Below are 11,572 nucleotides of genomic sequence, written 5' to 3'. Positions count from 1 at the left end.
CGCGACCCCGGTCCGCGGGCGCTCAGGCGGGCTTCGGCTCCCTCCAGCTGTCCGGGCCGGGGTCGCCGCGGGGATCCCATCCCGCTCATTTTAGTCGCTGCTCAACTTGCGGCGCTCCCGGATTCATTTTAGTGTCAGCTAAAGAACGAGGGTTCGGGGCAATACCGGGCCCTCGCGACCGACCCTGACGATCCCCGATCCCCGATCCCGAGAGGACATCCGATGGCCGACATCGCGATGCAGCTGACCATCGAGGCCGAGGCGGACACCGTCCGTGAAGCCCTCACCACCGAGACCGGCGTACGCGGCTGGTTCACCGCGGACGCCGAGATCGGGGAGGGTGTCGGCGCCGAGCATGTGCTGAGCTTTCCCGGCATGCCCGAGCCCTGGCGGCTGCGGATCACCGAGTCCGGCGACCGGCGCCTGGTACTGGCGGGGGAGAACGGCCCGTGGGCCGGCACCACGCAGACGTACGAGATCGTCGACGTCCCCGAGGGCGGTGTCCTGCTGCGCTTCACGCACGCCGGGTTCCCGGCGCAGGGCGACGCCTATCGCGACTTCACCTACGGCTGGGCCACCAAGTTCACGGCCCTGAAGTCGTACGCGGAGACGGGGAAGCCCGCTCCCTTTTTCGGCTGAGCCGAGTCTGTCCTTGTGAGCCGTCCTTTTCGTCGACGGTCCAACCCTTCCGAACAGGAGTAACTCCCATGAACGCCACCCCCGTGGAACTCGCCGACCAGCTCGCCCGTGCCGCCCGCAACCTGCAGGCCCACACCCAGCAGTCGGCCCTCACCGGAAAGCGGGAACTCCCCACGCCCTGCGCCGACTTCGACGTCCACCAGCTCAGCGAGCACCTGCTCGGCACGCTCGTCATGAGCGGATACGCCGCCGCGAAGGAGCCGGTCCCCGCCGACGCGCCGACAACGCTGACCGAGGCGCCCTGGGTGGCGTTCCCGCCGCTCGTCGACCGGCTGGCCAAGGCGTGGGCCGAGCCCGCCGCCTGGGAGGGGGAGACGCCCTTCGCGTCGAGCACCTACCCGGCACCCTTCGCCGGGATGATCACGATCATGGAGCTCACCGTGCACGGCTGGGACCTGGCCACCGCCACCGGCCAGACCTTCACGGCCGACGACGACGTGGTTGCCACCGTGGCGGCGGTCGCCGGGCAGATCGCCGACGGCGCCCGTGCACGCGGTGCCTTCGGGCCGGAGGTCGAGCCCGCCGCCGACGCCACCCCGCTGGAGCGCCTGCTGGCCTTCACGGGGCGCAAGGTCGCCTGACGGCCGACGCCGGCCGGCTGTTCGCCCGACTCGCGGAGGGCCTCGCACAGGGCGGGGCGAAGCCCTCCCCCGCCCCATGAAGGACTGGGTCTGCCTGCCGCTCGCCACGTCGGCGCACTGGCTGCCGCTGACGGAGGCGGCGCACCGTCGGCCACGCCGAGTTCAGGCGAGCGGCCGCCCGGCGCGACGCCCGCTAGGGCGCTTCGGCCGGAGCCGCGGCGCGGCCCGTCCGCAGGGCCACCGCCTCGCCCGCGCCCTGGCCCGCCACCAAGGTGCGCAGGAAGGCGAGCACCGCGTCGACGTCGTGACCGGCTGCCGCGGCGCCGATGCGGGCGTGCAGCTCCGCCTCCACCGCGGCCACCGAACGGGCCGTCTCGTGTCCCGCGGGAGTGAGCGTCAGCTCCACATGGCGCCGGTCCCGGCTGCCCTCCTCGCGACGCACGAGCCCCGCGGTCACCAGTCGGTCCACCAGGCGGCTGGGGTTGCCGCCGCTCTCGCACACCAGCAGGGCCCCGAGCCCGGACATGCTGAGCGGCTGCCGCTCGGCGAGGAGCCGTACCACCTCGGCCTGGGCGGGAGTCACTCCCAACGGGCGCAGCCCTTGGGCGAGTTGGCGATTTCCCTCCCGCTGCGCGGCCAGGATGAGGAAGCGGACTTCTTCGGCCGGCTCCATCGTGCTGCACTCCCGGGGATCGAGGGACGGGAGAACTAGGTTATACGACACCCATCCACTCCATCGCTGCCCCGTGGCCTGGTCGGACTGATATGTGTCGTGTAACTTAATGACACGACACAGGAAATGGTGAGGTTCATGAGCGAGATCGCGTACCGAAAGATCGTCGTGGAGCGGTTCGGCGGCACCGAGACGATGCGGCCCGTCGAGGCCACCCTGCCGGAGCCGCCCCCAGGATGTGCCCGGCTCAGGGTGCTGGCCTCCGGGGTGGGCTTCACCGATCTGATGGCGCGCTCGGGCGACTATCTGCTGCAGCGCAAGGTGCCCTTCACGCCCGGCTACGAACTCGTCGGCGAGATCGTGGACTTCGCGCCCGACGGCCCCCGGCCGGACTGGCTCGTGGAGGGTGCGCGCGTCGCCGTCTCCCTGACGAAGATGGCCGGGTACACCGAGTACATCTGCCTGCCGCTGTGGCAGCTCGTCCCCCTCCCCGACGGCCTCGACCCGATCCTGGCCGCCACGATCCCGCTCGACCACCTGACGGCACTGAGCGTCCTGGAGACCCATGGCCGCGTCGAGGCCGGGGACACGGTGCTCATCCAGGGCGCGAGCGGGGGAGTCGGGCAGGCGCTCAGCCGCCTCGGCGCACTGCGCGGACTGCGGATGTACGGCACCGCCTCGGCGCCCAGTGCGAAGGAACTGCTCGCACAGCACGGCGTGACCTTCATCGACTATCGCCGCCAGGACTTCGAGGCCGTCCTGCACGAGCGTGAACCGGGCGGTGTCCAGGCGGTGTTCGACCACATCGGCGGGGCCGGGCTGCGCAAGGCGTACCGCGTCCTGGCGCCCGGGGGAGTGCTGGTCAGCTACGCGTTCTCGGGGCGCCCAGGACACATGGTCGCCGACACCGTGCGGGGTGCGGCGCGTGTGAAGCTGATGAATCTGCGGCCGGGCAGGCGCACCGGGCTGAGCATGGTTCCGGCCGAGATCAAGGGCGATCACGCCTGGTACCAGGAGGGTCTGCGGCGCGCGCTCGACATGGCGGCGCGCGGTGAGATCGCGCCGCGGATCGGCTCAGTCCAACCGCTCATGAAGGCCGCCGACGTGCATGCCGCGCTCGAACGCCGGGAGATCAGCGGGAAGGCCGTCCTGGTGGCGGACCAGCTGTGACGGGCGGTTCCCGACCCGGCCGGTACCGTGCTGCATTGCCCTTGACCTGGTGGTATTTACGAGTAAGTACCCGCGCGGTACCGTGAGGGCATGCCAGCTCTCAACGTGGAGTTCAGCGACCGCGAGCTAGAAGACCTGCGGCAGATAGCCAAGGAGCGCGGTACGTCGATGAAAGCCCTCGTGCGGGAGGCGGCCGCTGCCGACATCGTGCGGCACCGGGCGCTGCAGGAAGGCGCGGAGGTGTTCCGCCAGTTCTTCGCCGCGCACGCGGACGAGTTCGCCGCCGCCTTCCCCGAGGACGAACCACCGGCCAGGGACGAGGGGCAGGTCGCCTGACCGATGGCTCCCGTCATCCATATCGACGTGCCCTGGCTGCTCCAGCGCCACGAAGAGGTGCTGCCCGACCAGCCCACGGTCAACGACTTCTCGGCGCTCGTCGCCGCCGTGGCCCGGCATCGCGTCGATCCGCCCCGCCTCGGCATCGACTCCGACCCGGCCTGGCGCGCTGCCGCGCTCCTGCACACCCTGGCCCTGCTGAAGCCGTTACCGGCCGCCAACGCCCGCTTCGCCTGCTCGGCGGCGGTGGCGTACATGTTCGTCAGCGGCGTCGGCATCGATCCGCCGTACGGGGCCCTCGTCGACCTCGCCCGCGATCTGATCTCCGGCAAGACGGACGTCTACGGCGCGGCCGACCGGCTGAGGTCCTGGCAGATCTGAGCCCGTCCCCTCGGGCGGCGCTCCCCATGTCCTCGTGCCGCAGGAGGTGCGGCCGGGCACCCTGCGCCATCACCGGCGTAGGGCGTGAGTGACGTGAAATTGACGCCCAACTGGCCGTTGCGGGCGCCGAGTTGACCGATCTCATCGCCGTCCCGGACGGTGTGGGATCCCTCGCGCAGGCGGCCTTCCCGCACTACCGCACCCGCCGTACCCCGGCGCGTGTCTGCTGTCCGTGGAGCCCAAAGCGGTGTCCTGCGTTCTGGCGAGCCTCACCCACAGCAGGCCGACGAGCGTGGCCACCGGCGACACCAGCATGGCGGGGCTCCATTGCGGTACCCCGTCCAGCCGTGCCCGGCCTTCCTCCGCGACGGCCTTGCCGACGGAGAACGGACCCGCCCTCGGGGCCGCCGACCGAGGGCGGGAGGATCGGGGTCGGCGGCCGGTTTCGCGCGGGAGAGCCGCCGTCCTGCGCGGGGCCTCCGAGAAGGGCCGGTTCCAGTGGACTGCGGAGTTCCGTGCGCCGGGAGCGTGCGCGGGCCGCCGGCGTGTGCGCACGGTTCACACGGGGCGCATGGAATTTCGAAAGCCGGTGCGAGCTGGGCGAGTTACGGCCGGATCTGACTTTCTTTCAATGAGGCTGATGTTGCTCAAGTGCCTTGTTGGTCATGAGCGTGTTGTGCGAGGGTGAACGTCCTGCGCAGGGTCAATGACCGGGTCTGAATCGCCGTTCGCCATTCCGGGTTGTCGTCGAGCTCATAAGGCTCTTGACCGACGGTCGCCGTACGGCCTTCGCCCCGACCGTTTTCCCGGCGCTCCGTCAAAAAGGTACGCACCAATCAGGGCTCCCTTTCGACGGAATAGAACTTTTGTGTGCCACCTTGCACCTCGGAAGGAACCCGCTCTGTGCACACCCCCCACCCCCCTCGTCCCCCTTATCCGCCCGGTGGCGTAGTCGGCGAATCCGACGAGAGTCTCGCCGCCCTGCTGAGAGGCAGACCGGAGAGCGATGCCGCCCATCCCGTCGCCCTGTTGATGGCCCGGCACTGGCAGCCGACGTACGACTACGCCGTCATCTGCCTCGCTACTTCGGCGCACGTCGCCTCCATGGTGACCGCGACCTCCTTCCATCGCCGGCTCGACCGCCTCGTACTGGGCGAGTCCGGTCTGGCGCTGCGGCCCCAACTCCTCGTGGCCGTAAGGGACACCGTCAAGGAGTGGTCCGCGGACGATCGGATATCCGGTGTTCTGCCGGACTTGCGGAAACCCGCCGGAGGCCGCGGTATGCGCGCGGCGAAGTCCATGACGGCCGAAAATCGGAAGCTCGCCGAGCGTGCTTTCCAGGCCCTCCCGGCACTCGCCCGGTGCCTGCTGTGGCACACCGAGGTCGAGGCCGAGCCCATATCCGTACCGGCCGGTCTGTCCGGCATGGATACCGACATCGCGTCGGCCGCTCTGGAGCAGGCCCGCGAGCAATTCCGCGAGGGCTGTGTACGCGCCCACCGGGAACTCGCGCCGTCCAAGGAATGCGGCTTCTACAACCGGTTGCTGGACGTACCGATTCGTCGCGGCGGCGCCTTGCTGCCCGATGTCCAAGAGCATCTGATGGAGTGCCCCTACTGCCGTTACGCTGCCGAGCAACTCAGCCATTTCGAGGGCGGGTTGGGCATGCTGATCGCCGAAGCGGTACTCGGCTGGGGCGCACGGCGGTATCTCGATTCCCGCCCAGGGCGCGCGGGGCAAGCGATGCGCCCCCGGGGTGGATCCCCCTTCGGTGGCAGGCGGCAGGGCAGCGGCGGCCGCCCCAGCAGCGGCGGCCGTCCGGGTAGCGGCGGGCGCCATCGCCTGCTGTCCCAGATACCCTCCCCGGGCCGCCGCGCGGTCCAGCAGGGGCAGCGGCCCCCGAAGGCCCTGCTCACGGGGGCGGGTCTGTCGGCCGCCCTGCTCGTGACCGTCCTCGCCACCAGCCTGTGGTCGCCCGACGACGGCGGCGCCGACCCCACGGCCTCCACCGGCGCGAGCAGCAGCCGCACCCTGTCGCCCGCCCCCGGCTCCCCGGCCCCGCCCGCCGTGTCCTCGCCCCCCACCTCGGCCGGACTCCCTTCGACCACCGGGCAGACCCGGTTGCGCAACCTCGCCGCCGACCTGTGCCTCGACATCCGGGGCGGCAAGGCGAAGACCGGCGCCGAGACCAAGCTGGCGGTGTGCTCGTCCGCCTGGACCCAGCGGTGGTCGTACGACGAAGACGGTCTGCTGCGCAGCATCGCCAACCCCGAACTGTGCCTCGACTCGCACGCTGACAACGGTGTCGTCTTCCTGGACCGCTGTGTCACCAAGGGCGCGGCGCACGCCGACGACGAGCGCTACGACCTCACCGTGCGGGGCGAGTTGCTGCCCCGATGGAACGACGAACTCGCCGTCGCGCCCGCCTCCTCCGATCCCGACGCCGACATCGTGGTGAAGGTGCGCGACGGCTCCGACCTCCAGCGGTGGCGGACCGACGCGTCGACGGCCGGCCCCGAGTCGTTGTCCATCGCGGGCACGACCAGCCCCTCGACACCGCCCGCCGGCGACGCGCCGTCGGCCGACGTGACGCCGCGGTCACCGGGCGAGCCGCAGGGCGAGCAGCCGACGGGCGAGCCGACCGACCCGGAGGCCACCCCGCCGGAGACCTACGAACCGCGCGCCGTGGCCGTCAGTGACGGTGACGACGACGGCGACGCGAGTCCGGCGCCGGCGCTGCTGCCGCTGCAACTCCCCGACATCACGACGGGAGTGGGGCTGTGACGCTACGAGACGACATCTCGCGGCGGCTTGCCGGCCACGAAGTCGGCGGCGTTCTGCACGGCCGCGAGCGCGATGCGTACGAGCGTCTCGCGCGTGACGCCCGCGACATGCGGTGAGAGCACCACGTTCGGGGCCTTGAGCAACCGCAGGGCCGGGGTGGGCGGTTCGGGGTCGAAGACGTCGATGCCCGCCCCGGCCAGGGCGCCCGCTTCCAGCGCGTCCGCGAGGGCGTCCTGGTCGATCAGGGCGCCCCGCGCGGTGTTGATCACGAACGCGGTCGGCTTGAGGAGCGCGAGCCGCTCGGCGTTCAGCAGATGGCGGGTCGCGTCGGTGAGCGGCGCGTGCAGCGTGATGTAGTCCGACGTGCGCAGCAGTTCGTCGAGTTCGACATGGCGGGCGCCGCCGAGCCGGGCCGCCGTCTCCGCGGCGACGGGCTGCGGACCGGCGTACACGATGTTCATGTCGAACGCGACCGCGCGGCGGGCGACTTCCTCGCCGATATGCCCGAGGCCGACGATGCCGAGCGTCTTGCCGGACAGTTCGGTGATGGACTGCTGGAGGCGGGGCAGGGCCCAGTCGGCGTCGACGAGTGCGGTGTGCGCCGGTACCAGCTGCTTGGCGAGGGCCAGCATCAGCGCGAAGGTCTGCTCGGCGACATTCTGCTTCTCGGCGCCGCTGGAACCGATGTTGCAGACCGGCACGCCCTGGGCGCGTGCCGCGTCCAGGTCTACGTAGTCGAAGCCGTGGCTGGCGCACTGGATGAGTTCCAGGTCCGGTGCGGCGGCGATGTGTTCGGCGGTCACCGGGCCGAGTCCGGTGATGATGACGTGCGCCGCGCGCAGCGCGGCCGGGTCCTCGTCGGTCGCCTCCACGACGGTGACGTGGGCCTGTCCGGGGAAGACGGTGGCGAGCGCCGCGCCCGCCGTGCGGCCCCCGACGTGCGGCGAGACGACGGCCAGGACGTCCTTCGTGTCAGTCATGCGGATTCCTCGATCAGGTCGTCGGAGCCGATGGTGGCGGGACTGGCATGCCCGGACAGGGCCAGCGTGAGGTCGAACTCGGCGAGCAGACAGCGGATCACGTGCTCGACGCCCGCCTGTCCGTCGAGGCCGAGCCCGTAGGCGTACGGCCGTCCGACGAGCACGGCCTGGGCGCCGAGCGCGAGCGCCTTGAAGATGTCGTCGCCCGTGCGGACCCCGCTGTCGAAGAGGACGGTCAGCCGGTCGCCCGCCGCCTCCACGACACGCGGCAGCGCGTCGGCCGCCGCGACGGAGCCCGCCACCTGGCGGCCGCCGTGGTTGGAGACGACCACGCCGTCCATCCCGGCGCTCGCGGCACGGCGGGCGTCGTCCGGGTGCAGGATCCCCTTGAGGACGATCGGCCCGTCCCAGTTCTCCCGCAGGAACTCCAGGTCCGGCCAGGTCTTTCCGGGGTCCGCGAACATGCCCACGAAGTGCATCACGGCCGCGTTCGGGTCCTCGTGCACCGGCTTGGCGAGGCCCGCCTGGAACGCCGGGTCGGAGAAGTAGTTGGCGGTGCCCACGCCGTGCAGGAACGGCAGATACGCCTGGTCGAGGTCGCGGGGGCGCCAGGCCAGCAGGGGAGTGTCGAGGGTGACGAGCAGAGCCGTGTACCCGGCCGCCTTCGCCCGGTTCAGAAAGCTCCGGGTGACCTCGCGGTCCTTCGCCCAGTACAGCTGGAACCAGCGCTCCGCGTCACCCATCGCCTCCGCGACCTGCTCCATGGGCGTGCTGGACGCCGAGGACAGGATGTACGGAACGCCCTGCGCGGCCGCGGCCCGCGCGGCGGCGGACTCCGCGTCCGGATGCATGATCGACAGCACGCCCACCGGCGCGAGCGCCAGCGGCGCGGGCAGCGGACGCCCCAACACCTCGACGGACAGGTCCCGTTCGTGCACATCGCGCAGCATGCGCGGCACGATCCGGCGCCGGTCGAGGGCGGCCCGGTTGGCGCGGGCGGTGCTGCCGTTGCCCGCGCTGCCCGCCACATAGCCGACCGGACCGGGGCCGAGCCGCTGCTCGGTGAGCTCCTCCAGCCGGGTCAGATCGGTGGGCAGCCGCGGTACGGCGCCCGTCATTCCGTTCAGATAGATCTCGTACTGGAAGTCGGCCCAATGCTTCGCCATCCGTACGTCCCGCCTCTCGTCCCTGAGACCGCGCTGTACGACGTCGATCCTGGCGACTGTGACAAGGTCCGTCCACTGTGGTGCGCACATCGCGCGGCTGGGATTATCACCCTGTGACAAGCAAGCCCGCAGAGGTCAGGGAGCGCATCCGGCAGGACATGGTCGCCGACCCGCGTGTCGTGGAGGCGATCGTCGCCGCCGTCCATGAACAGGTGCCGGTGTACGCCGCGCTCGACGACAGCCGGCTGCCGGAGGTACGGGCCATCGCGGCCTGGGGGCTGGAGCGGCTGCTGCACCTCTGGGCGACCGACGGCACGCTGGAGCCGGCCGACCTGCGGCGGTTCAGGGGCATCGCGGCGGCGCGTGCGGCGGACGGGCGCCCCGTGCAGGCGGTGCTGCGCGCCTACCGTGTGGCGGGGACCGTCCTCACGGACGAGATCGCGGCCCGCGCGCCCCGGCTCACCGCCGAGGACGCCTTCGCGCTCGCCCGGATGCTGCTGACCACCCTCGACACGCTCTCCGAGGAGATGGCCACGGCGTACGCCGCCACCAGCGAGGACCTGGCCGGGGACCGCGACCGGGCCCTGCGGCTGCTGCTCGACGACCTGATCGCCGGGCGGCACGCCTCCGTGGGCGCGCTGACGGACCGGTCGGCCCGGCTGGGCATTCAACTGCCGGACTCGTACGGCCTGTTGGTGGCGGAGCCGGTCGGTACGGACCGCCCCGACATGGCCCACGACGCGGCGACGGGACTCCTCGACGCGCTGGCCCATCCGGGCGACGAGGTCGCCTCATTGGCGACGGTACGGGGCTCCCGTGCCGTCCTGCTGCTGCCGGCCGGGGCGGCCGCCAGGGCGGGAGCGGTCCTGGACGGGCGGTCCTGGCGCGGCTGCGCGATCACCGGCGAGAGCCTGGACCGGGTCGCCGTCGCCCACCGGCTCGCCGCCGACGCCCTCGACACGGCACCCGCCCACGCCCACCGGCCGGGCCGCGTCCTCACGGACGCGGACGCCCACGTCCTCGCCCTGCTCGCAGGGCACCCGGCCGCCGCGCCGGACCACATCGCCCGCCTGGTCCTCGGCCCGCTCACCGACCCGGCCCAGCACCACCTCCTGGAGGCGCTCACCGCGTACATCGACACGGGCTCGGCCAACGCCGCCGCCCGCGAACTGCACCTCCACGCCCAGTCCCTGCGCTACCGCCTGCGCCGCATCCACGAACTGACGTCCCGCGACCCACGGGATCCCTGGCAACGCCTCACACTGGACATCGCCCGCACGATCAGACCCTGAACTCAACCGCGAGACGGGGCCGCGTGGACCGTCCGCCGCGACGCGTACCACTCCTTGCCCGCCGGGCGGCCCTCCATGTTCCAGCTCCAGGAGAGCGTCGGCGTGATGCGCATATAGAGGCCCGGGCCGACCATCCCCACGCGCTCGACCGGGTCTTGGGCGTGGCCGTAGACCCGTACGCCTCGTGCGATGAACGGATCGAGGGACACCAGATCGTCGATGACGAGGGCCACCTCGTGGTGGCCCGCCCGGACGTTGCGGAACTTACGGGTCCCGGCGACCGCCGAGCCGGTCCCGCCGACCCAGAAGTACGTACCGTCGTACTCGAAGGCGAGCGGCACCACATCGGGCTGCCGACCGTCGGGAGACAGGGTCGCGACCCGGGCGAGCGGCTGTGATCGCATATAGGCGATCTCTTCGTCGGTGAACGACATGACATCCTCCGCGCGTACCTGTGAACGGTTCTCCACCTTCCACACGAACGCCCTCCCTCCCGATCGACACCCGTCCGACACGCCTGAATCCGACCCCCGACGGCCGACGCCGGACGGGCGGCCGGGTCGGGGATCCGGGCGGTCATGTGGCCTCGTGGAAGACGAGGCCGAGGGTGTGCCGCCTGCCGGAGCGGACGGTGCTCACCCCGTGCCGCATGGGCGCAGTGGACCAGCCGCGCCTGGAGGCGACGGGCCGGTCGCGGGTGGTGAAGATCAGCCCGTGCCCCTGCGGCAGGGTGGTGGACGATCCACGGGACTGGGCGCGCGGGCGCTGCTCGGTCGTGATGAACTCGCCGCCGCTGTAGTCGACTCCGGGTGCGTCGAGGCCGATGACGACCTGGAGCGGGAAGACGGCCTCGCCGAACACGTCGCGGTGCAGGGCGTTCCAGTCCCCGGCCCCGTAACGCAGCAGGATCTGCGCGGACTTGGACTGCCCGGCCTCATGGCAGTGCGCCAGCCACTCCTTCAGGCTGTCCGGCCAGGGGGCCGGCCGGCCGAGCTTGGCGGCCCAGTCACGGGCGACGGGCAGCAGATGCGGGTAGAACGCCTCGCGCAACTCCCGTACCTCATCGGGGAGTTCGTGGGTGAAGTAGCGGTACTGGCCGGAGCCGAACCGGTGGCGGGCCATGTCGACGGTGGTACGGAAGCGCTCTGCGTCGTTGTACAGGGCTGTGATCGCGGCGCACTCCTCGGGAGTGAGCAGCCGGCCGGTCAGGGCGCTGCCGTACTCGTTGACCTCGGCGGTCAGCGCGTCCCAGTCCGCCGAGTCGACCCGCTCGATGAGCGTGCCCTCGAGTCGGGTGGCGGCGATCATGGTGCCCTCCTGGGCGGTGGAAGTCGCAGGGCTGTGCGGTGCGTTCCTCGTGGCGGGGTCGTCGCTGAACAGCGGGACGGGGTGGTTCATGGTGTGTCTTTCCCTTGCGCTGATGCTCGACGGCACACCGCGGCACCGCGCGGGCGCCCTCGGGTCGTCGGGCGAACCTCGGGGATCAATGGTGGAGCGCCCGGATCCGGAA

At 71.6% G+C, this 11,572-nt stretch carries 12 protein-coding genes; 7 read left to right on the top strand and 5 right to left on the bottom strand.

Annotated features, from left to right (window positions below; genetic code table 11):
- Positions 1–222: 222 nt before the first annotated feature.
- Both ACFY0T_RS00315 and ACFY0T_RS00310 read left to right on the top strand, forming a co-directional pair.
- Complete coding sequence (locus ACFY0T_RS00315) at positions 223–639, top strand: SRPBCC domain-containing protein (RefSeq protein WP_388863280.1); 417 nt, start codon at positions 223–225, stop codon at positions 637–639.
- Positions 640–707: 68 nt separating this feature from the next.
- The gene (locus tag ACFY0T_RS00310) at positions 708–1,280 is read left to right on the top strand and encodes a TIGR03086 family metal-binding protein (protein WP_388863278.1); all 573 of its coding nucleotides are present in this window, start codon (positions 708–710) and stop codon (positions 1,278–1,280) included.
- A 193-nt stretch (positions 1,281–1,473) separates the two neighbouring features.
- Here the strand turns inward: ACFY0T_RS00310 and ACFY0T_RS00305 are convergent, their stop codons facing one another.
- Positions 1,474–1,953: a MarR family winged helix-turn-helix transcriptional regulator gene (locus tag ACFY0T_RS00305; RefSeq protein ID WP_388863276.1), complete on the bottom strand. Its 480-nt coding sequence runs from the start codon at positions 1,951–1,953 to the stop codon at positions 1,474–1,476.
- 138 nt (positions 1,954–2,091) lie between these two features.
- On the opposite strand from ACFY0T_RS00305, the gene ACFY0T_RS00300 reads away from it, so the two are divergent.
- The 4 genes from ACFY0T_RS00300 (at position 2,092) to ACFY0T_RS00285 (ending at position 6,624) form a co-directional block, all read left to right on the top strand.
- Complete coding sequence (locus ACFY0T_RS00300; protein ID WP_388863275.1) at positions 2,092–3,123, top strand: zinc-binding dehydrogenase; 1,032 nt, start codon at positions 2,092–2,094, stop codon at positions 3,121–3,123.
- A 90-nt stretch (positions 3,124–3,213) separates the two neighbouring features.
- Positions 3,214–3,459, top strand: a complete 246-nt coding sequence (locus ACFY0T_RS00295) for a hypothetical protein (RefSeq protein WP_388863273.1) — start codon at positions 3,214–3,216, stop codon at positions 3,457–3,459.
- A gap of 3 nt (positions 3,460–3,462) precedes the next feature.
- A complete protein-coding gene (locus ACFY0T_RS00290) occupies positions 3,463–3,840 on the top strand; it encodes a toxin Doc (RefSeq protein ID WP_388863271.1) in 378 nt (125 codons plus the stop codon).
- 903 nt (positions 3,841–4,743) lie between these two features.
- Positions 4,744–6,624 carry a ricin-type beta-trefoil lectin domain protein gene (locus tag ACFY0T_RS00285; protein ID WP_388863269.1) on the top strand — a complete coding sequence of 627 codons (1,881 nt, stop codon included), beginning with the start codon at positions 4,744–4,746 and terminating at the stop codon, positions 6,622–6,624.
- Positions 6,625–6,626: 2 nt separating this feature from the next.
- Here the strand turns inward: ACFY0T_RS00285 and ACFY0T_RS00280 are convergent, their stop codons facing one another.
- Positions 6,627–7,604 (bottom strand): 2-hydroxyacid dehydrogenase, encoded by a 978-nt coding sequence (locus ACFY0T_RS00280; RefSeq protein WP_388863267.1) that lies wholly within the window; start codon positions 7,602–7,604, stop codon positions 6,627–6,629.
- The gene (locus ACFY0T_RS00275) at positions 7,601–8,770 is read right to left on the bottom strand and encodes a lactate 2-monooxygenase (RefSeq protein ID WP_388863265.1); all 1,170 of its coding nucleotides are present in this window, start codon (positions 8,768–8,770) and stop codon (positions 7,601–7,603) included. Before ACFY0T_RS00275 ends, ACFY0T_RS00280 begins: the two co-directional genes overlap by 4 nt.
- Positions 8,771–8,883: 113 nt before the next feature.
- Here ACFY0T_RS00275 and ACFY0T_RS00270 point away from each other — a divergent pair, with 113 nt between their 5' ends.
- Positions 8,884–10,062, top strand: a complete 1,179-nt coding sequence (locus tag ACFY0T_RS00270) for a PucR family transcriptional regulator (protein ID WP_388863263.1) — start codon at positions 8,884–8,886, stop codon at positions 10,060–10,062.
- Positions 10,063–10,064: 2 nt separating this feature from the next.
- Here ACFY0T_RS00270 and ACFY0T_RS00265 read toward each other — a convergent pair whose 3' ends face one another.
- Together ACFY0T_RS00265 and ACFY0T_RS00260 are read right to left on the bottom strand one after the other, a co-directional pair.
- Positions 10,065–10,496 (bottom strand): PPOX class F420-dependent oxidoreductase, encoded by a 432-nt coding sequence (locus tag ACFY0T_RS00265; RefSeq protein ID WP_388863261.1) that lies wholly within the window; start codon positions 10,494–10,496, stop codon positions 10,065–10,067.
- 142 nt (positions 10,497–10,638) lie between these two features.
- Positions 10,639–11,370, bottom strand: coding sequence for a 2OG-Fe(II) oxygenase (locus ACFY0T_RS00260; RefSeq protein ID WP_388864178.1), 732 nt, complete (start codon positions 11,368–11,370; stop codon positions 10,639–10,641).
- Positions 11,371–11,572 lie beyond the last annotated feature (202 nt).

Origin of the sequence: Streptomyces sp. NPDC001530, from assembly GCF_042894545.1 — a bacterium.
Classification (GTDB): Bacteria; Actinomycetota; Actinomycetes; order Streptomycetales; family Streptomycetaceae; genus Streptomyces.
The sequence above is the reverse complement of the archived record's forward strand: the minus strand, read 5'-3'. Positions and strand labels throughout refer to the sequence as shown.